At 63.4% G+C, this 26,617-nt stretch carries 33 protein-coding genes; 17 read left to right on the top strand and 16 right to left on the bottom strand.

Features of this window, described 5'->3' with window-relative positions; genetic code table 11:
• Positions 1–450 precede the first annotated feature (450 nt).
• Complete coding sequence (locus JJB74_RS17210; protein ID WP_200593745.1) at positions 451–2,637, bottom strand: hybrid sensor histidine kinase/response regulator; 2,187 nt, start codon at positions 2,635–2,637, stop codon at positions 451–453.
• A gap of 108 nt (positions 2,638–2,745) precedes the next feature.
• Positions 2,746–3,183, bottom strand: coding sequence for a PaaI family thioesterase (locus JJB74_RS17205; protein WP_200593743.1), 438 nt, complete (start codon positions 3,181–3,183; stop codon positions 2,746–2,748).
• 370 nt (positions 3,184–3,553) lie between these two features.
• On the opposite strand from JJB74_RS17205, the gene JJB74_RS17200 reads away from it, so the two are divergent.
• Positions 3,554–3,880 (top strand): hypothetical protein, encoded by a 327-nt coding sequence (locus tag JJB74_RS17200; protein ID WP_200593741.1) that lies wholly within the window; start codon positions 3,554–3,556, stop codon positions 3,878–3,880.
• Between the two features lie 48 nt (positions 3,881–3,928).
• Here the strand turns inward: JJB74_RS17200 and JJB74_RS17195 are convergent, their stop codons facing one another.
• From JJB74_RS17195 to JJB74_RS17170, 6 genes are all read right to left on the bottom strand, one after another.
• Positions 3,929–4,672 (bottom strand): flagellar brake protein, encoded by a 744-nt coding sequence (locus JJB74_RS17195; RefSeq protein WP_200593739.1) that lies wholly within the window; start codon positions 4,670–4,672, stop codon positions 3,929–3,931.
• A gap of 6 nt (positions 4,673–4,678) precedes the next feature.
• Positions 4,679–4,972 carry an EscU/YscU/HrcU family type III secretion system export apparatus switch protein gene (locus JJB74_RS17190; protein ID WP_200593737.1) on the bottom strand — a complete coding sequence of 98 codons (294 nt, stop codon included), beginning with the start codon at positions 4,970–4,972 and terminating at the stop codon, positions 4,679–4,681.
• Positions 4,959–6,014, bottom strand: coding sequence for a flagellar hook-length control protein FliK (gene fliK / locus JJB74_RS17185; RefSeq protein WP_200593735.1), 1,056 nt, complete (start codon positions 6,012–6,014; stop codon positions 4,959–4,961). Before fliK ends, JJB74_RS17190 begins: the two co-directional genes overlap by 14 nt.
• A 7-nt stretch (positions 6,015–6,021) precedes the next feature.
• The gene (locus JJB74_RS17180) at positions 6,022–6,495 is read right to left on the bottom strand and encodes a flagellar protein FliT (RefSeq protein WP_234484250.1); all 474 of its coding nucleotides are present in this window, start codon (positions 6,493–6,495) and stop codon (positions 6,022–6,024) included.
• A 179-nt stretch (positions 6,496–6,674) separates the two neighbouring features.
• Entirely contained in the window at positions 6,675–7,322 is a 648-nt protein-coding gene (locus JJB74_RS17175; RefSeq protein WP_200593734.1) for a response regulator, read from the bottom strand.
• Between the two features lie 14 nt (positions 7,323–7,336).
• Positions 7,337–8,449 (bottom strand): sensor histidine kinase, encoded by a 1,113-nt coding sequence (locus JJB74_RS17170; protein ID WP_234484249.1) that lies wholly within the window; start codon positions 8,447–8,449, stop codon positions 7,337–7,339.
• Between the two features lie 343 nt (positions 8,450–8,792).
• Here JJB74_RS17170 and JJB74_RS17165 point away from each other — a divergent pair, with 343 nt between their 5' ends.
• The 3 genes from JJB74_RS17165 (at position 8,793) to JJB74_RS17155 (ending at position 10,888) form a co-directional block, all read left to right on the top strand.
• Positions 8,793–9,641, top strand: a complete 849-nt coding sequence (locus JJB74_RS17165) for a CheR family methyltransferase (protein WP_200593730.1) — start codon at positions 8,793–8,795, stop codon at positions 9,639–9,641.
• Positions 9,642–9,663: 22 nt separating this feature from the next.
• Positions 9,664–10,269 (top strand): chemoreceptor glutamine deamidase CheD, encoded by a 606-nt coding sequence (cheD, locus tag JJB74_RS17160; RefSeq protein WP_200593728.1) that lies wholly within the window; start codon positions 9,664–9,666, stop codon positions 10,267–10,269.
• A 190-nt stretch (positions 10,270–10,459) separates the two neighbouring features.
• Positions 10,460–10,888 (top strand): ProQ/FINO family protein, encoded by a 429-nt coding sequence (locus JJB74_RS17155; RefSeq protein ID WP_234484248.1) that lies wholly within the window; start codon positions 10,460–10,462, stop codon positions 10,886–10,888.
• Between the two features lie 125 nt (positions 10,889–11,013).
• On the opposite strand, the gene JJB74_RS17150 is transcribed toward JJB74_RS17155, so the two are convergent.
• From JJB74_RS17150 to JJB74_RS17140, 3 genes are all read right to left on the bottom strand, one after another.
• Positions 11,014–11,925 carry a hypothetical protein gene (locus JJB74_RS17150; RefSeq protein ID WP_200593724.1) on the bottom strand — a complete coding sequence of 304 codons (912 nt, stop codon included), beginning with the start codon at positions 11,923–11,925 and terminating at the stop codon, positions 11,014–11,016.
• Between the two features lie 101 nt (positions 11,926–12,026).
• Positions 12,027–12,239 carry a hypothetical protein gene (locus JJB74_RS17145; protein ID WP_200593722.1) on the bottom strand — a complete coding sequence of 71 codons (213 nt, stop codon included), beginning with the start codon at positions 12,237–12,239 and terminating at the stop codon, positions 12,027–12,029.
• 90 nt (positions 12,240–12,329) lie between these two features.
• A complete protein-coding gene (locus JJB74_RS17140; protein ID WP_200593720.1) occupies positions 12,330–12,524 on the bottom strand; it encodes a hypothetical protein in 195 nt (64 codons plus the stop codon).
• Between the two features lie 387 nt (positions 12,525–12,911).
• On the opposite strand from JJB74_RS17140, the gene dusA reads away from it, so the two are divergent.
• From dusA to JJB74_RS17125, 3 genes are all read left to right on the top strand, one after another.
• Positions 12,912–13,979, top strand: coding sequence for a tRNA dihydrouridine(20/20a) synthase DusA (gene dusA / locus JJB74_RS17135; protein ID WP_200593718.1), 1,068 nt, complete (start codon positions 12,912–12,914; stop codon positions 13,977–13,979).
• 119 nt (positions 13,980–14,098) lie between these two features.
• Positions 14,099–14,275, top strand: coding sequence for a hypothetical protein (locus JJB74_RS17130; protein ID WP_200593716.1), 177 nt, complete (start codon positions 14,099–14,101; stop codon positions 14,273–14,275).
• A gap of 12 nt (positions 14,276–14,287) precedes the next feature.
• The gene (locus JJB74_RS17125; RefSeq protein ID WP_200593714.1) at positions 14,288–14,773 is read left to right on the top strand and encodes a hypothetical protein; all 486 of its coding nucleotides are present in this window, start codon (positions 14,288–14,290) and stop codon (positions 14,771–14,773) included.
• A 194-nt stretch (positions 14,774–14,967) separates the two neighbouring features.
• Here JJB74_RS17125 and JJB74_RS17120 read toward each other — a convergent pair whose 3' ends face one another.
• Positions 14,968–15,507 (bottom strand): hemerythrin domain-containing protein, encoded by a 540-nt coding sequence (locus tag JJB74_RS17120; protein WP_200593712.1) that lies wholly within the window; start codon positions 15,505–15,507, stop codon positions 14,968–14,970.
• 282 nt (positions 15,508–15,789) lie between these two features.
• Here JJB74_RS17120 and JJB74_RS17115 point away from each other — a divergent pair, with 282 nt between their 5' ends.
• The 6 genes from JJB74_RS17115 (at position 15,790) to JJB74_RS17090 (ending at position 19,868) form a co-directional block, all read left to right on the top strand.
• Positions 15,790–16,119 (top strand): PRC-barrel domain-containing protein, encoded by a 330-nt coding sequence (locus JJB74_RS17115; RefSeq protein WP_200593710.1) that lies wholly within the window; start codon positions 15,790–15,792, stop codon positions 16,117–16,119.
• Positions 16,120–16,239: 120 nt separating this feature from the next.
• Positions 16,240–17,181 (top strand): Hsp20 family protein, encoded by a 942-nt coding sequence (locus JJB74_RS17110; RefSeq protein ID WP_200593708.1) that lies wholly within the window; start codon positions 16,240–16,242, stop codon positions 17,179–17,181.
• 97 nt (positions 17,182–17,278) lie between these two features.
• Complete coding sequence (locus JJB74_RS17105; RefSeq protein ID WP_234484264.1) at positions 17,279–18,547, top strand: cation:proton antiporter; 1,269 nt, start codon at positions 17,279–17,281, stop codon at positions 18,545–18,547.
• Positions 18,548–18,576: 29 nt separating this feature from the next.
• Entirely contained in the window at positions 18,577–18,888 is a 312-nt protein-coding gene (locus JJB74_RS17100) for a SemiSWEET family transporter (RefSeq protein WP_200593704.1), read from the top strand.
• A gap of 155 nt (positions 18,889–19,043) precedes the next feature.
• Positions 19,044–19,319, top strand: a complete 276-nt coding sequence (locus JJB74_RS17095; protein WP_200593702.1) for a hypothetical protein — start codon at positions 19,044–19,046, stop codon at positions 19,317–19,319.
• 60 nt (positions 19,320–19,379) lie between these two features.
• Complete coding sequence (locus tag JJB74_RS17090) at positions 19,380–19,868, top strand: carboxypeptidase regulatory-like domain-containing protein (RefSeq protein ID WP_200593700.1); 489 nt, start codon at positions 19,380–19,382, stop codon at positions 19,866–19,868.
• 206 nt (positions 19,869–20,074) lie between these two features.
• Here the strand turns inward: JJB74_RS17090 and JJB74_RS17085 are convergent, their stop codons facing one another.
• From JJB74_RS17085 to JJB74_RS17070, 4 genes are all read right to left on the bottom strand, one after another.
• Complete coding sequence (locus tag JJB74_RS17085; protein ID WP_200593698.1) at positions 20,075–20,215, bottom strand: entericidin A/B family lipoprotein; 141 nt, start codon at positions 20,213–20,215, stop codon at positions 20,075–20,077.
• 167 nt (positions 20,216–20,382) lie between these two features.
• Complete coding sequence (locus JJB74_RS17080) at positions 20,383–20,799, bottom strand: hypothetical protein (RefSeq protein ID WP_200593696.1); 417 nt, start codon at positions 20,797–20,799, stop codon at positions 20,383–20,385.
• Complete coding sequence (locus JJB74_RS17075; protein ID WP_200593693.1) at positions 20,796–21,164, bottom strand: phage holin family protein; 369 nt, start codon at positions 21,162–21,164, stop codon at positions 20,796–20,798. The genes JJB74_RS17080 and JJB74_RS17075 overlap by 4 nt, the downstream gene beginning before the upstream one ends.
• Before the next feature lie 32 nt (positions 21,165–21,196).
• On the bottom strand, positions 21,197–21,556 hold the full coding sequence (locus JJB74_RS17070; protein ID WP_200593691.1) for a DUF883 family protein: 360 nt from the start codon (positions 21,554–21,556) through the stop codon (positions 21,197–21,199).
• Positions 21,557–21,938: 382 nt separating this feature from the next.
• Here JJB74_RS17070 and JJB74_RS17065 point away from each other — a divergent pair, with 382 nt between their 5' ends.
• The 4 genes from JJB74_RS17065 (at position 21,939) to JJB74_RS17050 (ending at position 26,570) form a co-directional block, all read left to right on the top strand.
• A complete protein-coding gene (locus JJB74_RS17065; protein ID WP_200593690.1) occupies positions 21,939–22,559 on the top strand; it encodes a glycine zipper 2TM domain-containing protein in 621 nt (206 codons plus the stop codon).
• Between the two features lie 35 nt (positions 22,560–22,594).
• Positions 22,595–23,734, top strand: coding sequence for an extracellular catalytic domain type 1 short-chain-length polyhydroxyalkanoate depolymerase (locus tag JJB74_RS17060; RefSeq protein ID WP_200593688.1), 1,140 nt, complete (start codon positions 22,595–22,597; stop codon positions 23,732–23,734).
• Between the two features lie 114 nt (positions 23,735–23,848).
• Positions 23,849–25,234, top strand: coding sequence for a 3'-5' exonuclease family protein (locus JJB74_RS17055; RefSeq protein ID WP_234484247.1), 1,386 nt, complete (start codon positions 23,849–23,851; stop codon positions 25,232–25,234).
• Between the two features lie 298 nt (positions 25,235–25,532).
• Positions 25,533–26,570 (top strand): fatty acid desaturase family protein, encoded by a 1,038-nt coding sequence (locus JJB74_RS17050; RefSeq protein ID WP_200593684.1) that lies wholly within the window; start codon positions 25,533–25,535, stop codon positions 26,568–26,570.
• Positions 26,571–26,617 lie beyond the last annotated feature (47 nt).

Below are 26,617 nucleotides of genomic sequence, written 5' to 3'. Positions count from 1 at the left end.
CAAGCCGGGTCCCGGCCCGGCAGCCGGGTCACTTCTTTTGCATTCGCCAAAAGAAGTAACCAAGAAAAGGCGACCCGGAGATCGCGCCCCGCTGCGCGGGGTTCCCGTGTCGCCGGGCCCTGAAGCGGGGCGCGGCTAAACTCGCTACGCTGCGCTTCGCTCAGACAGACGCCGCACCTTATCCGCTTCAGGGCCCGGCGACACGGCGCGATCAACGGGATTAAAAGCAACTGCAACGGCAACGGCAACGACAACGACAAAAGCCAAAACCAGCTGCAACTGCAACTGCAACTGCAACTGCAACAGCACGCGCTCGTTGGCGACCGGCGCGTCAGGGGGCGTTCGAATTTTGCGCTCGGGGTAAAAGCCCCGGAAGCACAAGGGCGGCACCGCGTAGCTGGCTGCACGTTGCGCGCTGCCGGAGTCTGGGTTGCGCGAGCGGCTGCTGCATCAATCCTTGCGCATACCTGCCAGCCAGGCTTCCAATGCCTGCAGATCCAGCGGCTTGGTCAAGTGATGGTCGAAGCCCGATTCCCGCGTGCGCACGCGTTCGCTCTCCTGACCCCAGCCGGTCAGCGCCACGATGCGCAGTTCACGAAGACGCGCATCGGCGCGCACCGCGCACGCGACCGCATAGCCATCCATGCCGGGCATGCCTAGGTCGAGCAGTAACAGCCGCGGCTGACTCGCCGCGAGCGCGGCCAGCGCGGATTCGCCGTCGTAGACCGTACTGACTTCAGCACCGGCGGCTTCAAGCAGCATGGCCAGCGAATCGGCGGCATCGCGGTTGTCGTCGACGACGAGGATGCGTTCGCCGCTCAGCGGTGATCTTGCCGCAGCGATTGGGACCGGCGCGTCGTCGGCATGCGCCGCTGCGGCCAGCGGCAGGCACACGATGAATTCGCTGCCCCGGCCCGGACCATCGCTGTGCGCCGTCACCACGCCGCCATGCAGCTCGACCAGCTTGCGCACCATGGCCAGGCCGATGCCCAGGCCGCTCTGGCTGGAGGCGTGGCCCCGGTGCACCTGCGTGAACATTTCGAAGAGATGCGGCAGCTGCGCTGAAGGTATGCCTATGCCGTTGTCGCGCACCGCGATGCGCGCCTGGCCGTCTTCGATGCGCGCGCAGAGCTCGATGCGGCCATGCGGATTGGTGTACCTGGCGGCATTGTTGAGCAGGTTCGACAGCACCTGCGTGAGCCGCACCGCATCGGCATCGAGGACGATCGTTTCTTCGGGCAGGCTCACGTATAACTGGTGATGGCCGGCGTCGATCTGCGGGCGGCTGGTTTCGATTGCGTTGGCGACAACGTCTTCCAGACGGATCGGCTCGCGCTGCAGCGCGATCTTGCCGCGCGTGATGCGCGAGATTTCCAGCAGATCGTCCACCAGCTTGATGATCTGCTGCACCTGGCGACCGATCATTTCGATCATGCGGTCCGCCTTGCGCCGGCCGTCCGGCCGCTGCAGGATCTGCACCGCGTTGCTGATCGGCGCCAGCGGGTTGCGCAGTTCATGCGCGAGCGTGGCGAGGAACTCGTCCTTGCGCTGGTCGGCATCCTTCAGGGCCTGCTCGACGCGCTTGCGCTCGGAGATATTGCTGAACAATACCGCGACCTGTCCCGGCGCCTCGGCCGGATAGACTTGCGCATCGATCCACAGGTCCAGTGTTTTCAGATAGCTTTCGAAGCGCTGCGACTCACCGGTCGATGCGACCCGGTCATAGATCGCCATGATCGCCGGATCGGCATTGGGCACGAGTTCGAGGATGGTCTTGCCGATCACGTCGCGCAATCCGGTGTGCCGCGTCATCGCTTCGTTGGCTTCGAGATAGCGGAAGTCGACCGGCTGTCCCGGCGCGCGCGGCAGGCGATCGAGCACGCAGCAACCCTGGTCCATCATCGAGAACAGGCGACGATAGCGTTCTTCCTGGCTGGCGAGCAGCGCGGCCTCGGCCTGGCGCCGCTGCGCGATCTCGTGTTCCAGGTCGCGATTGCTGCGCGCAAGCAGCTCAGTGCGCTCCTGCACCCGGCGCTCGAGATCGGAGCGGGCCGACTCGGCTTCGGCCAGCGACTGCATGGTCTTGTAACCCGAAGCGGCGAAGGCGGCCAGGCTCTGCAGCAGGCGCGCGTCCTCGGCATCGAAGTGCCGGTCCGGATCGTGCGTGACGGCCCAGACGGTGCCGGTCACGACGCCGTCAACGGCCCAGGGCGCAAGCAGGCATTCGCGCGACTTCGGTTCGAGCCCGCGCATCGCGGGAAACATCCGCTCGGCGTCGTCGAAGAGCAGCATGCTGTTGCGCTCGATGACCACGCCGCAAGGACTTGCTTCCAGCGGCATCACGTCATTGACGTAGGAGGCAAAAGCGCCCGAGGTCGCATGCCAGCGCAGTACGTGCGCGCCATCGCCCGCCTCCAGGATGCTGATGCCGGCCGACTCGGCGCCGCACAGCGCGAGGACCAGGTCGGACAAAGTCTGCAGCATCCGGTGCGGATGGCTGGCCAGTTCGTGGGCCAGCATGGTGAGAGCGCGGTTTTCCGCCGCATGGTCGTGCGCGCGTTGCGGCCGGCGCGCCAGCTCGGTGGTGATGAGGACCTCATCGAGCGCCGGTGCGCCGGAATCGTCGTCGAATTTCATTTCGCATCCATGAAGCGGGCGACATGTCGCCGACCGGTGAGAACGTGGAGGAGGGCGCGGCTGTGTGTTGCGTGATCGCAGGCGGTATGCATGCGCGTTGCAGCCGGCTTATTTGCGCATCAGCGCGAATACGCCGCTGGCGCGCAGAATGCGCCGGCCGTTGACGACCAGATGACAGCTGGCAAAGGCCATGCGCGCGCCGATGCGGCCGAGTTCGACATGCGCTTCCATCCAGGCGCCAGGGCCGGCGGGCTCGAGGAAGTCGCAGGACATGCTGACCGTGGCCAGGCCCTTGAGCGCTACAGCCTGATGAACCGCGATGCCGAGCGCGCTGTCGGCCAGCGTCATCAGCATGCCGCCATGCGCAACGCCGCGCACATTCAGATGGCGTTCGTCCAGGCGCAGTCCGATGATGATCGCAGTCTCGCCGGCCGGCCTGGCGTACACCGGGCCAAGTTGGCCGAACCACGGTCCGCCGCGCTGTAGCGGCTCGAAACCGTCGGGGACATCGGGAAACGCTGCAGGCGTGGCATGGCTGGCTGGCATGGACTTCGAAGCGCAAGGAAAGCGGTAAGGCGAGTGTTTCGAGCTGCAGGTCGGCGAAGGCAGGAGTGGTGAAAATCGCGCCCGGGACGGGCAGAAGCGCGGGAACCATGCCCGCATTCGGAAGCGCCTTTGCTGCGCTTCCTTCCTCTTGCGACGCGATTTCCGCTCCTTTGTCCTTCAACCAACTTGTGTTCGTCCACTTGCTGGCCCGGCGGGCAAGGTGGGCGATCATAGCATCGAGCGATGCTTTTTTGAACGATGTTTCAGGCCGGGAAACGGGCTTGCGCGCTCCTGTATCCGCGCTGCGACGGTGGGGCGCCGCCCGCTGCGATCGCGTATGCTTGACGCTTTTGCAATCACGGGTCCATACATGTCGATCTTCACTTCCGCCGCCATGCGCGCTCTCGCGCCGCATCTGCTCGATCTTGCCAAGGGCGTTTTGCCGCTGTTTACCGCGTCGCGCCCGGCGCAGGAGGAAACGCCGGTCGAGCATGAACGCGTGCAGGCGCTGCAGATTGCGGAACTGCAGCAGGCCGTGACCGCGCAGGCCGCGGCGCTGCGCGAACTGGCCGAGCGCAGCGAGGCGGCGCTGACCGAGCTGGAACAGCGGCTGGAGCGCCAGCAGCGTCTGAGCGCGATTGCGCTGGCGGTGGCTGGCGTGGCGATCGTGGTGGCCTTGTGGGCCGTGGCGCATTGAGCGCTGCGAGCTGAAGTTGTCTGCAGGCCCTGGAACGCCGGCCCCCGTTCAGGCCATGCCGTTCATCTTCGCGTTCTGATCCCGCTGTACCTTGCTGACATAGCGCTGCACCAGCGCCAGCGTCGCGCCGCCGAGATTGACGAATTCGCAGCCGATGCGACGCGCCACTCTGCCGTCGTACAGTGTGATGTCCTGGCTGTTCATCACGCGCAGGCTGGCGTGAAAGCTTTGCGTGCCCGGCAGCTGCAGTTCGCACTCCTCGTACTGATGGCCGCGCGTTGCATTGATCTTGAGCTTGTCGTCGATCAGCGCCACGCCGCCGGCGGACAGGTTCTGCACCGGGAAGGCCAGGCGGCGCGCATCGTCATTGCCTTCGGCCGGCATCTGTATCGTGCAGCGCGGCGTGAGCACACGGTAATTCTCGCGACGCTGCAGCCGGATCATGCTGTCCGGCAGTGTCATGGACAGTGCCGGCGTGCCTTCCCAGGAAGCGGTTTGCAGCTTCGCGGCGAAGAAGGCGATGCGGATCCGGTCCAGCGTGGTATCGAAGGACACCGAGCGACTCTTCAGGATGCGATCGACCTGCGCGGCATCGCGCACGGTGTCGATGATCACGCCATCCTCGTTGGCGGCCAGCACCGTCGTGGCGATGGCTTCGCCGCCTTCGGAGAAGATCATGCGCACCAGCTGGCGCTGCTCTATCAGCCGCCGCAGCAGCGCGATGATCTCGCGGCGGCCATGGATCTGGTACGGGCCGACGTCGTCGACACCGATATCGAATTGGGTGCTCATGGGGGGTTACTTTCCGATTTGTTTTTCTATCTTCGACCGCGCCTTTTCCATGCGATAGAGCCAGACCAGCAGCTCCGCGACCGCGCGGTACAGCGCGGGCGGAATTTCCCGATCCAGGTCTACGCCCATGAGTAGCGCGGCCATTTCCTTGGATTCGTGCAGCGCCACGCCATGCTCACGGGCGCGCGCAATGATTTGTTCTGCCACCAGGCCATAGCCCTTGGCGACCACGCGCGGCGCGGCATCGCCCTTGGCATAGGCCAGCGCGGCGGCGCGTTTGCGCGGATCAGGCCTGTCCATGCCGCACCGTCAGGCCTTCGACCGTGATGCCGGCCGCTTCCAGCGCCGTTGCCAGCGACGCGCCGGCGCGACGCATCGTGTCGGCGGCGTCGATATCGGCGGCGTCGACCTGCAGCTGCAGCCGGTTGCCGCGCAGCGCCAGCCGGGCTTCGACCGCGCCGAGTTCGGGTAGATCGATGCGTATTGCGCTGTGCCAGGCGCGCTCTGGCGTGCCGCCGCTTTCCTGGCGGGCGGACGTGCCTTCGTCCTCGGCGCGCACTTCCCAGTGCAGCGGCTGGCCGGGAAACAGTTCGCCCTGCCAGGCGACGCGGTGGCTGTCGAGGGTGTCGAGCTGCATGGCGGCCAGCATCGCGGCATCGGGCGCTGCCTGGGACGCGATGCTCGCGTTCGCCAGCGCGCTATCGGCGGAGCTCGGGTCGACGAGCGCGCCGACGCCGGCAGCGGCGTTGGCAGCCGCGTTGGATATAGCCGACTGCATCTGCATCTGCGGCTCGCGCAGCAGCGCTTCCATAGTCCGCTGTCCGGCGGCCCATTGCGCGACATGCGATTCATAGAACAGGCCGCTGTGTTCCAGCGCCGTGCGCAGCGCGTCGGCCAGCGGCGGCGCCGCTTCCTGCGCGGCAGCGGTGTCGGCAAGCAGCGGGCTGCGGGCGATGACGGCATCACCGCGTTCCTGGCGCATGAGGCTGTCGATCAGTTGCGCGGCCGGACTGAACGTGGCGCCGGCAGCAGGGGCGGCATCGTTCGGCAGCAGGAAGACCGGTCGCGGCTCGCGGCCGATCAGGGTCAGGGACAGGGCGTCGCCGACGGCTGCGCCCTGCGGCAAGGCCATTTTCGCGACGGTGCCGGCGATGCCGACCAGGTATTCACCGCCCGGCAGGCGCGACAGCACCTGCGCGGCAAAGGCTTTGCCGACTTCCAGCCCCATGAGCCGGCGCAGGCTTTCGCCGCCGGTGTCGCCGAGCGCGGCAACGGCGCGCGCCGGCGCGATCTGCGAGACCTGGCCAAGAATGGGACTCGGGTTGGAGATGCCGCCTGCCATGCGGTTTTCAGCCGGAGCGCCGGCAGGTGGAAGAGGTCCGCGCCGAGCCGCTGTTCAGGAGCAGCGAGAGTTGCTCCATCCAGGGCTCGGTGATAGTGCGGATTTCGCGATCGTCGGCAAGGATGCGCTGCAATATGCGCACCTTGCGCGCGCGCAGCTCGCCCGACAGGGGCGGCAACGGCGCATCGTCGTGCAGGCGACCGATCTCGGCTGCGCAAGCCTCCTCTAACTCGCGCAACCGATCCCAGTTTCGCCCGCGGGCGGCTTCCAGCATCTGCCGGGTCAGCAGCGACAGGTTTTCGTACAGGGAAATCACATCATCGCAGGTCATCGAAAGGCACTCCCGCATCGTCCGCGCCTTCCCCTGGCGCTGTCGTGCCTCGATTGCAACATCTGATTTCTCCTTGTCCTGAGCCGCCGGCCGCGGTTTGTCGCCGCCTTTCGCGAAGTCGTCACTGTAGATGGATAACGGCAGCTTCAATCGGGAATTTAGAGGGAGGAAAAGGGGTTTATTCGGTGCGAGCGAAAAACGGGTGGAAACTGGAGGAATTTCTTTTGGGAAATGATCGCTTTTGCGTAGGTTGGGCTGGCAAGCCCAACATGAAGCTCGATCCCGTGCGGACTTCCGTTGGGCTTCCTTCGTCAGCCCAACCTACGCATTCACTCCACCAGCCGGTGCTTGATCGCGTAATGCGTCAGTTCCGCGTTGTGCCGCAGCTTCATCTTTGCCAGGAGGCGCGAACGGTACATCGACACCGTCTTCACCGACAGCATCAGCTCGGCGGCGATTTCGCTGACCGCCATGCCCGAGGCGATCATGCGCAGCGTCTGGAATTCGCGGTCGGACAGAGTTTCATGCAGCAGCGCGTCGCGGTCATCGCTGACCTGGTTCGCGAGTTCCTGCGCCACTTCCGGGCTCACATACTTGCGGCCCGATGCCACCTGCCGGATCGCGTCAACCAGTTCCGCCGGCGCGCTCTGCTTGTTCAGGTAGCCGGCCGCGCCGGCCTTCAGGGCGCGCACCGCGTACTGGTCCTCGCGGTGCATCGACAGCATCAGCACCGCCAGCGCCGGGGTTTCCTTGCGCAATTGCTTGAGCACGTCGATGCCGTTGCGGTCCGGCATCGAGATGTCCAGCAGCAGCACCTCGGCCTGCGCATGGCGCGCCAGCTGCACCGCGGCCGCGCCGTGTTCCGCTTCGCCGGTGACAACGATGTTCGGCGTGTCGGCCAGTATCTGCTTCAGGCCTTCGCGCACGATCGCGTGGTCGTCGGCGATCAATACCCGGATATGTTCTTTTTCTTTCATGCCGCCATTTCCGTTCAATCCCGCGCAGCAAGGCGCGCGTCATTCCTGGGCAGGAGTACCGAGAGTACGCAGCCGCCGCGTTCGCCGTTGCCGATGTCGAATTCGCCGCCGAGCGCATGGGCGCGCTCGCGCATGCCGCGTATGCCGAAAGCGTCCGGACGGCGCCGCTCGCCTTCGGCCAGGCCGCGACCGTCATCGGCGATGCTCAGATGCAGACGGTCCTGCGCCGCATCCAGCCGCACCTGCACCGCGCTGGCGCCAGCATGCTTGCCGATGTTGGTCAGCGCTTCCTGGAAAATGCGAAACAGCGCCGTGGCGCGGGAAGAGGGCAGCGGCACATCGCCGCTCGGCAGATGCAGTTCGCAGCGGATGCCCGACTGCTTCTCGAACTCCCGCGCCTGCCAGGCGATCGCCTCGACGATGCCCAGGTCCAGGATGCCGGGCCGCAGATCGCGGGAAATGCGGTGCGCTGCCTCGATGCTGCGGTCCACCAGCGCGTCGACATAGTCCAGGCGTTCGGTCAGTTCCGGCGCGCCCTGCGCGAGGCGGCGGCGAAGCTGGGCCACGGCCATCTTGATGGCGGTCAGGTTGCCGCCGAGGTCGTCATGGATTTCCTGCGCGATGCGCTTTCTTTCCTCTTCCTTGACCTGGTCGACATGCGCGCTCAGCTCGGCCAGCTGCCGGCGCGATTGCAGAATCTCCTGCTCGGCCAGCTTGCCGTGGGTGATGTTGGTCATCAGCCCTTCCCACTGCACGCCGACGCCGGCGAGCCGGCGCGGTGCGGCGCGCAGATTGATCCACTTGATGTCGTGCCAGGACTCGATGCGGATGCGGCCCTCCCAGTTCCAGATGGAGAGCCGACGCGCCGATTCGCGCATGCCGGCAGCAAAGGAGGCGCGGTCTTCCTCGACGATCAATGCGGCGAGGCCTTCCGGCTGACGGCGCAGCCATTGCGGCGACACGCCGAGCAGGGCCTGGCAGCCGCGGGAAAGATGGGGAAAAGCCTGGCTGCCGTCATCGCGCAGCAGGAAACGGTAGACCAATCCCGGCGCATCCGGGCTGGCGCCAGGCGCTGCAGTCGCCGTCGGCCTGCGCTGCGGCTTGGGCACGCTGTCTGTTGCATGCATTGAACGCCTGATCTCGCCGCTTACTGAGCCATGTTTCATGGATTTGTTCTTCGATATGCTCTCGGCAGAGTTTCCTGGGAAAAAATTTCCGTAAGGATTTTTCGATTGCCGCACGATACCATTTTTGCCCCAAAACCTGAAGCTGTTACGCCCCACGCGCACTGCGATGTGACAATTCGCAACCGATGTTGCTCGCAGGCTCGGATGCGGCGTGGCGGCGAGCCGATTAAAGTCGCCGCCGGCGCTGCCGTTAAAGGGCCATCGCAGCATCGCGGGCGCATCGAGCCGACTCCGGACCGGCTTGCGCTTCGCTTCCTTCACCACGCTGCCAAAAGGACTACGCATGAAACCCGGTCGCCAGACGCGCCCTGATGGACTAAAGGAATTCGACTTCACGCCGCGCGATTTCGAGCGGGTGCGCGCGCTGATTTACCGGCGCGCGGGCATTGCGCTTGCCGCGGGCAAGCAGGAAATGGTGTACAGCCGCCTGGCGCGCCGGTTGCGCGCGGTGGGCATGAACTCGTTCGAAGGCTATCTCGACGCGCTCGAGCGCAATGGCGACGACGCCGAATGGGAAGCCTTCACCAATTCGCTGACCACGAACCTGACATCCTTTTTCCGCGAAGAGCATCACTTCCCGGTGCTGGCCGACCATGTGCGCCAGCGCGATGCGGTGCAGATCTGGTGCTGCGCCAGCTCCACCGGAGAGGAACCGTATTCGATCGCGATGACGTTGTGCGAAGCCTTCGGCACCCTGACGCCGCCGGCGCAGATTCTCGCCACCGACATCGATACCAATGTGCTGGCCACCGCCGAGGCGGGCGTGTATCCGATGGAGCGCGTCGAGCGGCTGTCTCCCGAGCGGCTGAAACGCTTCTTCCTGAAGGGCACCGGCGCCAAGGAAGGCCTGGTTCGGGTGCGCCCGGAGCTGAGAAAACTCATCACCTTTCGTCAGCTCAACCTGCTTGACGCCTCGTGGCAGGTATCATCCGCGTTTGATGTCATTTTCTGCCGCAACGTGATGATCTATTTCGACAAGCCGACGCAGGGTCGCATCCTGGAGCGTTTTGCGCCGCTGATGAAGAGCGATGGCCTGCTGTTCGCGGGGCATTCCGAAAACTTCCTGTACGTGACCAACGCGTTCAAACTGCGCGCCAAGACCGTCTACCAGCTCGCCGCGAACCGCCCCTGAGCATCCGAGCATTCGAGAATTCATGAACAAGACCGCTCGCGAGCATTTCGCCACCAATGTCTACTATGACCGCAGCTTCGACTGCGATGCCGCCAAGATCCTGCCCGGCGAGTTCTACTGCACGATGAAGGACATGATGATCGTCACCGTGCTTGGCTCCTGCGTGGCGGCCTGCATCCGTGATCGGGTGTCCGGCATCGGCGGCATGAACCACTTCATGCTGCCGGAGAACAATGAAGACGGTCCTGTGTCCGCGTCCGCCCGCTACGGCACCTATGCGATGGAAGTGCTGATCAACGAGTTGCTGAAAACCGGCGCGCGGCGCGAGAACCTGGAAGCGAAGGTGTTCGGCGGCGGCAATGTGCTGCGCGGCCTGACCGCGCTCAATGTCGGCGAGCGCAATGCAAGCTTCGTGCGGCAGTATCTGCGCGCGGAAAACATTCCCATCCTCGCCGAAGACCTGAACGACATCCATCCGCGCAAGGTGTATTACTTCCCGCGCACCGGCCGCGTGCTGGTGAAGAAGCTGCGTGAACTCAACAACAATACGCTGGTCAATCGCGAGCAGGATTATGCAAGCACGCTGTCCGGCGGCAGGATAGGCGGCGACGTAGAACTGTTTTCCTGAGTCGGTCGCATCGCTGCCATGCCGCTGTGCCGTTGACGATCGTCGCCGGCCCGGGCACGCAAGCCTTTGCCCTCCCCGCAGGGGCGCAACGCAGTGCCGGCGGCACTGCGCCCGGCACCGTGAGGCTGGCCAGGGTGCATAAGCTCCAACGTGCTATGCTCCCGCAATTTTCCACTCTGCCCGGATGTCCATGAACGCACCGAATCCCGCTCCCACCCCGGCCCAGTCGGCCCGCGCTTTGCTGAAGGAACTGCAGGCGAACTTCCCTGTGTTCAAGCAGGCGCTGCCGCTGTCGATAGGCATCGACAAGCAGCTCTTGTCCCGCCTGCCGGGCACGGACCGCAAGGTGTTGCGCATTGCGCTCGGCATACACACGAATTCGCTGCGCTACCTGAAATCGCTGGAGAAGGCCAAGGAGCGCTTCAATCTCGATGGCAGCCCGGAAGGCGAGGTCAGTGAAACCCATCGCAACCATGCGGCCGAAACGCTGCGCGAGCGCTTCAAGCGCGAAGCCGAACAGCGCCGCGCCCAGCGCGAGGCCGAGCGCGCCGAGGAAGTGAAGAAGCAGAGCATGGAAAAGCTGAACCAGCTGGCGCAGAAGTTTTCCCGCGGCCGTTGAAGCCCTTAAGCCTGCTGCAACCCGGGCTGCATCCAGCGCGTCGCGCGGACATCATCGATGTCTTCGCCTCGCGCAGTTCGATACCTTGAGATGGCGGTCCGATGCCGATGTGCCGGGCCGCCATCTCATTTCCATGGAATATGCACGGTGTTGGCGCCGTGTTCATCCTTCGCCATGATCGCCAGGCCCCGCACGCCGATGCGCTCGCTTTCCGGGCCGGTCACGTGTACCGGGAGCACCGCAGCGCCATCAAATGCTCTCGTCAGTCGCGGCAGCAGAATTTGCCCCTCGGCCGCACGGAACCGCGCATAGGCCAGTGCGCGCGGATCGTAGAGCGCGCGCTTCTTCGACTCGCCCCGCGGTGGCGGAAACTGCTCGGGGAAGCGCTTGCACAGGTGCTCTGCGTGCCGCTTCAATTGCGACCATTCGCCGCCGGTAAGCCGGATCGCGCCCTCTCTCTTCTCTCCCCTGGGCCGCTCCACCAGGAGTCGGCCGGCTTCCTCGAGCCCGGCGCGGCAGATGCCGAGCGACTTGAAGATGTCCGACAGATAGCGTACCTGCAGCCCCAGCGACGCCGCATGCTCGGCCACCGCCGCGTAATACGGACGCCAGGTCGCTTCATCGATGCCGTTGTGCCTGGCATGTTCATCGGCCAGGATCAGCACGCTCTGGCACTGCTGGCCCAGCGACGCGACCAGATCGATATAGGCGCGCATGGTGTGCCGTTCGGCGCCATGCAGTCCCGGCCTGGCGTCGTCGAGCTTGCGAAAACCCCAGAACAGCGGTAGCACGACCTTTCGGCCAGCGGCCATCGCGCGCAACGCATGAAAGGTTTCACCGGATCCGCCCACGCCGCGCACCAGAGGGTGCGCGAGCAGCCGCGCACGGGCCTGGCTTGCCGCATCGTGGCGTATGAGCAGCGTAGGCGCCGAGCGGCTTCTGAGCAGTAGTGAAGGCGTCGGCTGAAAAGAGGTGCTGAGCCAGGCCGGCGTCGTATGCGCTGTTGTGGTGGGTCGGCTATCTGTCGCGCTGTCCATGCATCGTGCTCCCTGTGGTGATCGAGGAGCGTCGATTCTAGGCAGTCGCAGCGGCGTTGTTAAACAAGCGATTCACATTTGCTTATGACAGCGCAAAGGCGCTATGGCTGGTAATACCAGGCGACGTAGCCATTGGTTCGCCAGCCGGCGGCCTTGAGTGTATTTCGATCGCTTTCGGACATCGCGGTGAACAGGAAGTCTTGCAGGCAGATCGGCGCCGGTCCGGAAGACAGCGTGACAGCCGGGTTCGGCGAATACTTCTTGAAGATGGGGAAGGCGGTTGCTACCGCAGATTCGAGTTCATTCAGATTCATTGCTTCCATCCAGATAAACAAGCGAAATGGATCGTGTTGCAGGGCAGGGCGCCGTGGCGCCGTTTCAAGCTCACCGGGCGCCCTTGTCGCTCATTCCGGAAAGCGGCCGAGTTCATGGTCGCAATCGATCGGCCGGGATCGAATCGCGCGCAATTCATAGAGGATCGCCTGCGCGCCGCCCCGCGTATCCGCCATGAAGAAGCGATCGGCGGTATCGGCGTCTGCAAAGGTATAGACCATCGCATCGATCTGGACTTCCGTCGGCGATACCCGCACTGTCAGCATGGTGGTCTCCTGTTACATAATGTCGTCGGCCGTCGCCGGTATGCTGCATCCGGCTCGCGACACAACTGGAGCTTACTCGCTCGCGCAGGCGCTGTTAGTCAGAGAAACGCTTAATCCGATGTAGGAAGTAGGGGACTCCTGCATCTCCCGACATGGCGTGCAAAGTGCCGCACACGGCGCGCCGTTATAGAATTCGGCTTTCATCCGTCGTCGACTCCCCCGCATCTCCGGCCGCAACCCGCGGCATCCCGGCATGTTTCCTGTGATCGATACGCCGGCCTCGCGGCCGCAAGCGGCAGTGTGCCGACGGTTCTCATGTTTTTCAGGGACAGGCCTGCGCTGTCTTCGCGCGTCACGCAGCGGGGACCGCGCAGGCGAACAAGATAGATGCAATCAACGATACAGCAAGCGGCTCAGGGCGACGTGGTCAGCAAGGTGAGCACAATCAACAGCGGCAGGCGCGTGTCGGTCGCGCCGATGATGGACTGGACTGACCGTCATTGCCGCATGTTCCACCGCCAGATCACGCGCCATACCTGGCTCTACACCGAGATGGTGACCACCGGCGCGCTGATCCATGGCGATGTCGCGCGCCATCTCGACTTCAATGAAGAAGAGCATCCGGTCGCTCTGCAGCTCGGCGGCAGCGAGCCGGAAGACCTTGCGCAGTGCGCGCGCCTGGCACAGAAATGGGGTTATGACGAAGTCAATCTGAATTGCGGCTGTCCGTCGGAGCGGGTCCAGCGCGGCGCCTTTGGCGCCTGTCTGATGGCCGAACCACGGCTGGTGGCCGATTGCGTGAAGGCCATGCGCGACGCGGTCGATATCGATGTCACGGTCAAGCACCGCATCGGCATCGATCAGCAGGAAGCCTATGACTTCGTGCGCGATTTCGTCGGCACCATTGCCGATGCGGGGTGCCGTACCTTTATCGTCCATGCGCGCAATGCCATCCTCAAGGGCCTGTCGCCCAAGGAAAACCGTGAGATACCGCCGCTGCGCTACGAATATGCGTATCGCCTGAAGCGCGATTTCCCGGATCTCGAAATCATCATCAACGGCGGCGTGCGCACGCTCGAAGAGATCGATGCCCATCTGCGTGAAGTCGATGGCGTCATGCTCGGGCGCGAGGCTTATCACAACCCCTGGCTGATGGCGCCATTCGATGCGCGCTACTACGGCGACGCCACACGCGAAACGAATCGCGAAGAAGTGATCGCAGCCATGCGCGATTACTGTGCTGCTCAGCTCGCGCGTCATGGCGGCGATGGCAGCAATGGCCGCGCCCAGGGCCTGCGCCTGAACAGCATTACCCGGCATATGCTCGGTTTGACCGCCGGCATGCCCGGCGCGCGGCTGTTCCGACAGAGGCTCTCCGACCCGCGTCGGCTTGCCGCGAATGATCCCGATCTGCTGCTCGAAGCCCTGGCGGCGTTGCCGGCCGCGGCAGTGTAAGCACTGCCTGCGCTGCCGGTAAGTTTTACCCCGGCGGCTGCATCTCCCCGCGACAAAACCCTCAATAGTTTGCAAATCCGAATTTCGGGCTTGATTTCACACTTGGCATGAAACCTGCCTTGCTGGCAGCCATGGAGCGTGGCCGTGCGCCATCTTCCATGCATATGTCGGAGCGCTCGCCGCGTCCGGGTCGCCATGCCGGCGAGCTGGTCATGACCGTACCGGTCGCGGCGATCTGCTTGAGAAACTTCTATGGCAGCAGGCAGTCAACGATGTCGTTTCTGAAAACTTTTTGAGAGGTGAGAAAAATGCGATCGTTCTCCGAAGTGTCCAAGGTCATGCTGGCAGCCGCCGCGCTGACCGTTCTTGTCGCAGGCTGTGAGAAGAAATCCTCTGATACCGGCGCCGGCAGCGGCACCGGCCCGGCTGCGTCAACCAGTTCCAGCTCGACCGGCGGCACCTCCGGCGGTTCGTCCGCGGGCGGAACAGGTACCGGCACGGCTGGCGGCGCGGGGGCGACCGGCGGCGCCAGCACGGGTAGCACCAGCGGCACGGGCGCGACCGGCAGCACCAGCAGCGATGCCGGCGCAGGCACTGGAGCCGGACCGGGCGCAGGCGCTTCGGGTGGCGCCGCGGCGCCGGGCACCACCGGTGCGGGCGGCACCAGCGGCGATACCGGCACCACGGGCAGCACCGGCGCCGGCGGCACTTCGGGCAGCTCCAGCACCTCGGGCGCAACCGGCAGCAGCACGACCGGCGGCACGTCGGGTTCGAGCGGCGGAACCGGCCACTAAGCACTTCAACCTGGCGCGGCCAAGCGGGCCGCGCCAGACCTGGTGCAGACTGTGCGCACTGCTATCGTCTGCGCCTAGCCTGTCATGCGGGCATTTCCCGAATCGGCTTCCTATGGCGCGCAAGCGATGCACACGTATTGAGAAGCGCGGAAGTGCGCTCTGCGATGCGATTGGCGGCGTAATCAGCGGTGCAATCAGTGATGCCGATACTGGCTCCTGCGGTTGACGCGAAAGCGAAAGCCATCGTCCTCATCATCGCCTTCTGGGTCGAGCATGCCGAATTCACTGCGCAGTTCGGTGCGCCGGAAAGCCATTTCCTGCGCCAGCCTTTCCATCGGCATATCCATGCGCAATATGCGTGGAAACAGGCGTGTCTGTTCCTCTTCGATGTGGCGGCGCATCGTTTCCGACAGCACCGTGAAGGTGGCGTCGTAGAGCCTGTCCTGCGCTTGCATGGTTTCCAGTTCTCCCACGAGCCGGCGTACCAGAGAGTGCTCGACTTCGGCCAGTTCCAGCAGGAAGTCATCATCGAGTGCTTGCGCCAGTGCCGGGTAGAGATGCTCCTCCTCGATTTGCGCATGGATGACAAGCTCGGTGCAGGTGATTTCCACTAAGGTTTGCTTGGATTCCGGGCTCGCGCTTTCCCGCATTCCCTGGAACGCGGTGAATAGCACAAGCAGCCGGTCGTGATCTTCGCTGAGCATGTCGATGATCACGGATGCCGGTCGCGCCATGCCTGTCTCCTGAAGATAAAACCAGTATTCCCGCAAGCTTCGTGCCAGCGCCGCAAGGCATGATATCGACGCTTGTTTGCTGGTGATGTCGGCGTGAGCAGCCGGTGCTCGCACAAACAGTCTTGTCATACCTGCAGTCTTTACCGCGATTGCGCGCAAAATTTACCGGCTTGCCGCATGCCCATGCATCAAGCCGGCCGAGCTGTCGCTGGGCATGTTTGTTGCCTGTGAGTGGGTATCGAGGCAATCGGGTTTCTGCAGAGCTTACCCATGGAAAGCAGCATGGAAACGGACAGGAAACGAGCGCGCGGCATGCTGCGCATCCTGAAAGGCGGTTCTGATGCCAACCCGGCGCGCTCGTGCAAACCGCGGTTCTCCAGCCTGTTTGCCCGCGATGCCAGCGCCACCGAGATGCTGCAGGGCTGCCCGGTGGTGACTGCCGCGGGCGAATGGATAGGCGCGGTGCGCTCCATCCTGATCGACACCCGCAGCCGCCGTTTGCGCTATGTGATGCTGCTGTCGCGTCCGGGCAATGCGCTCATCGCCATTCCCTGGCATGCGCTGTATTTCGACTCGGCGCTGTCGCGCCTGGTGTACTTCACCTGCGTGTAGCGTGCCCCTGCCTGCTGCGGCAATGCGATTGCCGCCGTGCTAGTCGAGCGGAACCGATGCCATCGATGCGGCTCTGACCGTGCATGCGGCGCGGTCTGCCAAGCTTAGCGGGAGAGGAACATGGCTACCCTGGAACAGACGATCGATGTGAATGTGCCGGTGCATGCGGCATACAACCAATGGCTGCGCTTCGAGGACTATCCACGCTTCATGGAGGGCGTGCGCGAAGTGCAGGAGCGTGATGCCTCGCATCTGCACTGGCGCGCCGAACGGCATGAGCAGGAAGTGGAGTGGGACACCGAATTCATCGAACGCATACCGGATCAGCTCATCAGCTGGCGTGAGATCGATGGCCGGCATCGCGGCAGCCTGGCGTTCGAGCCGCTGCGGCCGAACGTGACGCGCCTGCGCATGCACATGGAATTCGATGCGATTCCAATCGACAAGGAAGGCGCAATGACGCAGCGCATCGCGCAGGACCTGGCGCGCTTCAGGCAGATGGTGGAGGCGCAGAACGGTTCCGATACGGCACAGGAGGCGCAGGGCGATTCGGCGCATGCGCGCAGCGAAAGCAGAAGCGGCGCGCAAGCCTGGCTGCGCAGCCAGTTCGCCGGCTGGGAAGATCCGATGGCGCTGGTGAAGAAGATGACCGAGGAGATGGACGGGCTGTTCAGCCGTTACATTGGCCGTCCGATCGCTGCGCGCTTCGGCGAAGGCGGTGTCGCCGGCAAGTGGATGCCGGCGGTGGAGATTACGCAGCGCGACGACCGGCTACTGATCTGCATCGATCTGCCTGGCATACCGCGCCAGGATGTGCAGCTGCTGATACAGCGCGACAAGGTCACCGTCGAAGGAGAACGGCGCGAGCCCCCGGCGCGGCCCGAGGTCCCCGGCTTTCGGCGCTCCGAGCGCAGCTATGGACCGTTTCACCGCAGCATTCCTCTGCCCGAGGGCGTGAATGCCGACACCGCCGAAGCGGCAATGCGCGATGGCGTACTCGAAATCTCCTTCGCCATGCCCGATCCGTCGGCCGTCGGCGGACGGCGCGTCGACATCGGATGAGGCGGCACGCATTTCAATCACACAGGAACACCTCCACGGAGTCTTTATCGATACCACCGTTATCTGGTACCTGCTCATCGGCGCGCTGCTGATTTCCATGGGACTGATCGAATCGGTGCTGCGGCGCTGGCCGGTCAGCCCGGCGATGTTCTACCTTCCTATCGGCTATGCAATTGGTCCTTCCGGCTTTGGTCTGCTGCGCCTGGATCCGGTGCGGCACGCGACGTTCCTGACCACGATCACCGAAGTGGCCCTGCTCGTTTCGCTGTTCACTGTCGGCCTGAAGCTGCGGGTGCCGCTTGCCGACAAGCTGTGGCTGTTGCCGCTGCGGCTTGGCATCGCGGCAATGCTGATCACGATTCTGCTCATTGCGCTGGCTGCGCATTATCTGCTCGGCCTGCCGCTGGGCGCATCGGTGCTGTTGGCAGCGATCCTCGCGCCTACCGATCCGATTCTTGCGTCGGACGTGCAGATCCATGACGTAGGCGACCGCGACCGCATCCGCTTTGGCCTGTCCGGCGAAGGCGGCATGAACGACGGTACGACCTATCCGTTCGTGATGCTGGGCCTGGCATTGTGCGGCGTGGACCAGGCCGTCGATTACGCCAGCCTGCGCGGTCTGCTCGATGCGATGTGGGGCTTTGCGGCCGGCCTGGCCATCGGTGGCCTGGCCGGGTGGATCACGGCGAAGGTCGTCATCGAATTGCGCCGCAAGCGCCGCTTCGCGGTCGGCATGGAAGAGTTTCTGACCCTGGGGTTGATCGCGGTGTCCTATGGGCTTGCGCACCTGGTGCATGGCATCGGCTTCGTCGCGGTGTTTGCCGCGGGGGTTGCGGTACGCAATGTGGAATCGCAGACGAGTGGGCCGGAAAAACCGGACGAAGTGCTGGGCGCAATACAGGTCAGCCAGCGCGAGGAGGTCGCGGTCGATCCGAAGAAGGCGCCGGCCTACATGACCGAGGTGGTGCTCGGTTTCAATCAGCAGCTCGAACACCTGGCGGAATTCGCGATGGTGCTGATCATCGGCGTGCTGCTGTCGGGCACCGGACTGTCGGCCGAGGGCGCCGCGCTGGCCGCGCTGATCTTCGTGGTGGTGCGACCCCTGTCGGTGCTACCTGCACTTTATGGCATCGGGTGTACACGGCTGCAGAACGGCCTGATGGCCTGGTTCGGCATACGTGGCATCGGCTCGTTGTACTACCTGCTGTATGCGCTGCAGTTTCCATGGCTGCCGGATCTGAATGAACGCTTCACATCCATCGTGCTGACGGTGATCGCGATGTCCATCGTCATCCACGGCATTTCCGCTACGCCCTTGATGGAGCTGTATGCCAAGCGCAGTCGCTTCGGGCGCAGGCCCACATGAATGAGGAGAATTGATGAAGGAGTTGCGTCATGCTGACTGATCTCACCGGCTGGATCAGCGCGCTGATTCTGATCCTGACGATTTCGCGCCAGGTCTATACCCAATGGAAGACGCGCAGCACGGCCGGCGTGTCGAAATGGCTGTTCATCGGGCAGCTCGCCGCTTCCGCCGGTTTCGTGCTGTACAGCTTTCTCGTAGATAACTGGGTATTCGTCGCTACAAACGGCTTCATGCTGCTGGTGGCCATCACGGGCCAGCTGATCTATCGGCGCAACAAGCGCAGCGAGGAAAGGCGCGCGAAGAAGCAGGGCAATACGACCGAGGCCGCTCTTGAATTGTGATTGTTGAGAGGCGCTGGTCGATGCAGGCCTGGTGAATCGCCCGATTGAACGTCGGTGCAAGGCTCGGCATGCGCTTTGCATGGGTCAGGGAATATTGATCATCCATGCCGGGACAGGCGCTACCTTGTCCCGCTACACCGATACCAGGAGTTTCGATGCCGGACACTGAAGAGGACGATTTGCTGAGCCCGCGCGCCTTGCTGCGCACCATGGCGATTGCGGCGCTTGTCGCCGGCGCAGTGAGCGCCTGCAGCAAATCCATGGACAATCCCGTGGCGCCGCAGCCGCCAAGGCCGCATGCCGAAGCCGCTGGAGGCGCGAAGCTGATGCATGCGATCTATCAGTCAGATTCGCGCCAGCGCGCGTTCTTCGTCGAAGGAGAGGGAGTTGACAAGGCCGATGAGGCGCCGCGGCTTGTAATTCGTACCTGAAGCGCGCGCAGCATTTTCAGCCGCGCCGCATAAGGGTAAAAGCATGAAGGAGATAGAGCGATGACACGGACAGGACTGCGAGGACGCATCGTGCCACTGGCCCTGCTGCTCGCGAGCGCCACGGCGCTGGCCCAGCCGCTGCAACCGAAGACCGAGAACGGCGTGAGCTATCTGTGCGGCGGCGTCGGCCTCGATGAATCGAATTATCTGAAGCAGGAAGCGGCCAAGGGCGGCCTGCTGCTGACCTTCGCCGCGCGCGACGGCAGCTACCTGGCGGGCGTGCATGTGGAGATCAATGACGCCCATGGCAAATCAGTGCTGCAAACCGATTGCGACGGCCCGATGATGCTGGTGAACGTGTCCGGCAAAGGAAGCTACAAGGTCAAGGCGGACTACCATGGCAAGACGCTGACCCGCTCGGTTGCCGCGGGCGGGAAAGAGGCAGGGCGCGCCGTGTTTGTCTGGCCGACTGCAAACAACGGCAATGGCGGCGGCAATGACGCCGGAAACTCAGGTGAGGGAAGTGCCGGCGAGAAGACCGGCAAATGAATTCGCATCTGTCTTGCATGCAGGGCGGCTTGCGCGGATATCACACGAGGCAATGCGGTAGGTATTGGAATCCGGTGTGACGATTGCCGGGCTGCTTCCGGATCAAGACAATCGAACGACCCGTGCCCCGGGCTTCGATATGGCTTGATCCGGCTTGACCCGGCTTGATCCAGCCTGATCCGCTTGCGGAAACAGGCCGAAGCGACTTACTTGTTCTGCTGCTTCTGGGCCGCGTCCTGAACCTTCTCGCCGCCGCGTTCCACGTCCTGGCCCATGCCCTTCATCGTGTTGCAGCCAGCCAGACCGATCACCATCAGCATGCCGAAGGTCGCGTACAGTTTTTTCATGATGTTTCCCCTTTCTAGTATGTAAATAAAGTTGAGCGCAAACGCACGGCCCTCAGCTCACGGAGCGCCTTGGCCAATGCGGTCGCTGCAGCGCCGGAATGCTCCGAACGCCTTTCCTGTGTGATCTTCGCCGCCAGGAAAGCCGCGGCATGCCTTGCAGCAGTCGCTCAGACGAACGGCTGCCGCCCACGCATGACTTCGCGCATGGCCGCGATGCCGCGTCCGGCCATGCGCATCTTGGCCGGGTCCTGCAACAGCATCGTCAGGCCCGCGGTGGCGCTGCTGATCAGCGGTCCGGTGCGCGCCAAGCCATTGATGGCGCGGCGCGGACCGATCAGCACCATCACCGCCAGCGCGCCCACGACCAGCCCCGGATGGGCCAGCACCCAGCGCATGGTCTGGCTCTGCGGAAACGGATGCTGCTGTGGCTGATGCATCATTTCCTTCATGGTCGGCGTTGGCCGGCCGGCGTCCACCGCATGCATCTGCTGCCGGTATTCCTCCCTGCTGGCATGGATGCGCATGAGCAGCGCATCGCGTTGCTCTTCCAGAGACATGTCCTGCGGCGCCTTTGCTTCCTTCATAGACTTTCCTTGACCAGGTCGATATCGCGTTGCAGCTCATTACGCACCGCGTTGAACGGCGCTTGCGGCGATACATGCTTGCGCGCGATGAATACGCCTATGCCGGCCACGATCAGAAAGACCGCGAACACCAGCCAGGCCACGAGGATGCGGTAATCCGTCTCCCAGAATGTGATGATGACCGCCGCGCCAAGGAACAATAGCGAGATCAGGCCGAACAGGGCGGCGATTGCATAACCGACGACTTGCTTGATCAGGAGCGTGCCCTGGATCTTGGCTTCGATGCCGACCAGCGAGAGGTAATCGCTGGCCCGCTCGAACATCATCAGGGACAGTTGCTTGGATTTTTTCAGCTTCTCGAACACATAAGGCTCCGCGTGGATTCGTCGGTCCGCATTCAGCGGCGCAGCATGCCGATTAAAAGGCCAACGCCGGCGGCGATGGCCAGCGATTGCATCGGCTTGTCGCGCACGTAGTCGCTGGTGAAGTCGATGCCGCGCGAAAGTTGATCTCCCGCTTGCCCCGCCATGTCGCGCGCTGTGCCCTGCACATTGCCGAACTGGCCATTGAGCTGGCTCCAGGCATTGCGAATCTCGCGGTCCGCGAGGGCGCTGGCTTTTGCCAGCAGCGCATTCAGATCTTTTTTCAGGTCGGCAAGTTCGCTGCGCAGATATTGCGCCTCGTTGCCGGAATTCGCCGCGTCTTCGGCTTCGGATTCAACGCTCGATGACAGATCTGCCGGATAACTGGTTTCCATGATCGCTCCTTCCTGCGTGCTCGTATTTGTTGATATTTCCTTCCGCACTGCAAGTGGCATGCCAGACAAGGGCATGGCAGCTAAGAAGTTGATATTGATATAGAAACAATGAATGCAGCGTAGCGGAGACCATCTGTTGCGATGTGGAGTTTGCACAACTTACCTGTATTTTTTTCATCATTTTTGGCATGCAAGATTAAACGGGAAGAGGGTTTCCCCTTCTTTTGTGCAGTGCGGAACTTCATCCGTTGATGAAGGGTCCCGTAGGCAGCTTGTATGCATCAGTGATCTGTATGCGTTTGTAAAAGCCGGAAAGTTTTTCCGGGAACCAAGTTATGTTTTCCGGGCAACAGACTTTTCATTTCGCACGCAAAGGACATTCATGAAATCAGCTACCGTCATCGCGCTCGCCAGCGCTGCCGTTTCTTTTGCCTTGGCCTGCAGCCAGGCCGACGCGCAGGACTATCGCTATGGGCAGGATTACCGCTATGGGCAGGATGAGCGCATGCCCGCACCGGCGGCGCCGCAGGGCGGATATGCGCCGCCAGCGGTCTATCAGGACACCGCGCGCGTGACACGGGTCACGCCGAGGTATGAGCAGGTCAGAACGCCACAGGAGGAATGCCGGATGGAAGTCGAGCAAGTGCAGGCGGCCCCCGCGCCGCAGCAGCGCAATCTGGCGGGCGTGCTCATCGGCGGCGTGGCCGGCGGCATACTCGGCAACCAGGTCGGCGGCGGCAATGGCCGCGCGGCCGCTACCGCAATCGGTGCCGTCGGCGGTGCGCTGGTCGGCGACAGTGTGGCCAACAATGCCAATCCGCCGATGCCGCCGGGCCCGATCGAACGTCAGGTGCGCCGCTGCCACACGGTGGAGCGCACCGTCGAGCGCGCCGCCGGCTATGACGTGGCTTACCAGTACAACGGTCGCAGCTATTCCACCGTGATGCAGCAGGATCCGGGCTCGACGTTGCGCGTCAATGTGTCGGTGACGCCGGCCTACTGAGGCCAGAGCGCCGCGTCCTCCCGCTTGCCGGCATCATGAAGAATTTCACCAAGCTCTGGCTGGCCAGCTTCAAGGTGGCCGCAAAGGCACAGCGCCAGACGCAGAAGCGGCTCCTCGACAGTCTGCTGCCGCAGGCGCCGAAGCCGGCAACGCCGCGACGCAAGGCTGCCAAAACGGCGAGCGTGTCAGGCGTGGCGGCTAAATCCGCAAGAACTGCGGCTAAACCGGCGCCGGGACCGGCTTTCCCGGTCGATGAGGCGAGTCGCCTGCCCGGCAAGTGGATGGCCTACACCTACGCGCTGTCCTCGCCACGCGCGCCGTTGCGGCGCATGCCTTACTGGCTCTATCTGCCGAAAAGCGCAGCCGGCCCGCCATTGCCGCTGGTGGTGATGCTGCACGGCTGCGAGCAGACCGCACCCGGCTTCGCACAAGGCACGCGCATGAACTGGCTGGCCGAACGCGAAGGCTTTGCCGTGCTGTATCCGCAGCAGACGCCGCGTGGCCATCCGCAGCGCTGCTGGCATTGGTATGAACGCCATACCCAGGAAGGGGCCGAGGACGCCGAGCGTATCGTTGGCATCGTCACGCGCGCTTGCGCTTCCTATGCCATTGATCGCAGCCGCATCTATATCGCCGGCCTGTCCGCGGGGGCCGGCATGGCGCAGATCGTCGCGCTGAATCATCCGGAATTGTTTGCGGCGGTCGGCCTGCATTCCGGCGCGGTATTCGGGGCCAGCCGCAACCGCGCCGCGGCCATGGGCGTCATGCAGTTCGGCGGCGCGCGCGAGGCTCAGGCGGCGATCGCGGAACTCCTGCAGCGCAAGCCCGGCTTTCCCGGCATGCCTGCCATTCTGATTCATGGCCGAGAGGACAGGGTGGTACGCCATGTCAACCTGGAACAGCTCGCCGCGCAGTTCCGCGTGTTGAACGCGATCGAACCCGACGCTATGCGACTCAGTGAAAAGGCCGCGCGCGGCGGCCAGCGCGCCGCGCATGCGTATCGGTTGCAGGATGGCTGGCGCGGCCGCAAGCTGCTGCTGCGGGTATGCGAGATCCACGGCCTCGAGCATGCGTGGAGCGGCGGCGATGCTCATGTCAAATACCATTCTGGCATCGGGCCCGATGCCAGCGCGATGATGTGGGATTTCTTCGCCCGGCATCGGCGCGGCACATGAAACCTGCAACGTCGCAGCTTGTCATTTGCACAGTCTTGTGAAACCGGGGGCATGCCCGCATACTGTGTGGGCATACAGTTCGTCATCCGCCCGCCATTTTTTCCGGTACCCGCCTTGCCCAAGTCCTCTCTTTCCCGCCTGGCTTTCGTCGACCTCGAGACCACCGGCGGCACCGCCACTAGCGATCGCATTACCGAGATCGGCATCATCGAGGTCGATGAAGCCGGCGTGCGCGAATGGAGCAGCCTGGTCAATCCCGAGATGCCGATACCGCCATTCATCCAGTCGCTGACCGGCATTACCAATGAGATGGTCGCCGACGCGCCGACTTTTGCCGAACTGGCCGAGCAGGTCCATGAACGCCTCGCCGACCGCATCTTCATTGCGCACAATGCGCGCTTCGACCATGGTTTCCTGAAGAATGAATTCCGCCGCACCGGACACGACTTCCGCCCGGCGGTGTTGTGCACGGTAAGGCTGTCGCGCAAGCTGTTTCCCGGCTTTGCGCGGCACAACCTGGATACGTTGGTGGAGCGGCACCGGCTGCAGGTAAGCCAGCGCCATCGCGCGCTCGGCGACGCGCAACTGATCTGGCAGTTCTGGCAAAAGCTCGGTGACGAGCACAGTGCCGAAGTGATCCAGGATGCGGTGGACCGGCTGCTGAGCCGTCCGACCGCGCCGTCGCGACTCGATGCGCTGCAGATCGACGCGCTGCCCTCCAGTCATGGCGTTTATCTGTTCTATGGCGAAAACGATCTGCCGCTGTACATCGGCAAGGCAAACAATCTGCGGCGCCGCGTGCTGGCGCACTTCAGCACCGACCATTCGTCGTCGAAGGAGCAGGCGCTGTCGCAGCAGGTCGAGCGCATCGAGTGGATCCATGCGGCTGGCGAGCTGGGCGCCTTGTTGAAGGAGGCCGACCTGGTCAAGCGCCTGATGCCGGCGCAAAACGTCAAGCTGCGCCAGAACGAAGAAATCTGTTCCTGGCGGCTGCTGCAGCGCGACGGTCGTGTGAAGCTGGCACTGGCCGATACCGAGGACCTGTTCTTTGGCCACGATCCCGAGCTGTACGGGCTCTACACCAGCCGCCGCAAGGCGACCGAGGCGATGAAAGCCATCGCCGATGCGCATGCGCTATGCCATCAGGAATTGGGCCTGGAAAAGCGACGCGCGGGCAAGGCCTGCTTCGCCAGCCAGGTGAAGAAATGCCTCGGTGTATGCGCCGGACGCGAACCGGTGGAAGAACACAATGCCCGAGTGCGCGCGGCGCTCGAGAACATGCGCCTGCAGGCCTGGCCGTATGCGGGGGCAATCGGTATCCGCGAAGGCGAGAGCCTGCACGTGATCGATGCCTGGGCTTACCTCGGCACGATCGATGCGCGCGATGATCCAACGATTCTTACTGCGCGCGGCCGGCGGCGCTTTGATCGCGATGTGTATCAGATCCTGCGCAAGTGGCTGCCACGAATGGACGGGCAGATCGTGCGCTTGTCTTCCTGAGGCGTGGAATACCAACTTGCGCATGCCATGTTTTCTTATTGGAAATATTTCGCATGGTTTGTTGGGGACTTGCACAGTTTGAAGAAAGTCATAAGCGTTTAGTGAATAAACGTGCGATAAACGGTGATTGAAATAATTGACTGTGTGCTAATATTTTTCCGGCGCACACTATTTCGTCATCGCAATGATTGCTACCCAGACTCCCGTCCTGCCGAGTTCCGCAGTCCCGTCCGCCGCGGCTCCGGTTTCAACCGTTTCGCGTCCCGCTGCTTCCCATCCCGCGTTGTCAAGAACCGCGATGCTGCGCGAACTGGATTGCTACGCGCAGTCCAGCAATCTTCGCGGCACGCTCTTGGTCGTGCGCGACATTCTGATCTATTGGGTATGCATTGCTGTGCTGATTGCCAGCCCTTGGCTGTCGCTGAAGCTGCTGGCCGCAGCCCTTGCCGGCTTTCGTCTTTCCAGCAGTTACACGCTGGCGCATGACGCGGCACATCGCGCGCTGGTCAGGAGCAGGCGGCTGAACTGGATTCTGGCATTGCTGCTCGGCGTGCCTTCGTGCCAGAACTACAGAATGTGGGTGGCGGACCATAACGGCGGACATCATCCGAAGACCAATGGCGAGCCGGTGGATTTCTATCGTCCGCTGAGCAAGGCCGAGTTCGATCGCCTGTCGCGGCCGCGCCAGTGGCTCGAACGTTTCGTGCGCGCGCCCAACCTTGTCGGCTTCTGGATCAACTTCATGTTCCGCTGGCTGCTGCCGCTGCGCATCCATCCAACCTCGGCGACATTGCCAGGCAATCGGCGCCGCGCACGCCTGTATTTCTACCTGATGGCGGCTTACCACTTCGCGCTGGCGAGCTTTCTTTACGAGATGGGACGGCGTGGCTACAGCGGTCTGTCACCCGTCGCCACCGTGCTGATCGGATGGTTCCTGCCGCTGTGTGTGCATTGCATGCTGAGCGGCGCCTCGCTGTACCTGATGCACAACCATCCGCTGATTCCCTGGTTCCGCGTCGGTCAGGACCGCAGCGGCTTTCCTCCGGAGCGCTGCTCGACGCACCTGGTGCTGCCGCGCTGGGCATCGACGATGGTGAATCATGTGTATTCGCATGCGGTACACCATGCGCATGCCGGCATCCCATGCTATCGGCTGTATGAAGCGCAACTGCACATGAATGCTCTGATTGGAGACCGGCTGGTGGTGCAGAAGGCTACGCTGGGAAACATTCTGGCCACCATGCGCATCTGCAAGCTGTATGACTACGATCGCCATCAATGGCTGGACTTCGACGGCCGCCCGAGCGGTCCGCCGATACGGCCGGAGACGCAATAGCAGGGTGTCATTTGCCAAGCGCGAAGCTTGCGGAGCAAAGCGGTCGA

The sequence above is a fragment of the Noviherbaspirillum pedocola genome (assembly GCF_016632335.1).
In the GTDB taxonomy this organism is placed as follows: domain Bacteria; phylum Pseudomonadota; class Gammaproteobacteria; order Burkholderiales; family Burkholderiaceae_D; genus Noviherbaspirillum_A; species Noviherbaspirillum_A pedocola.
This window is presented reverse-complemented; position numbering and strand designations above follow the sequence as displayed.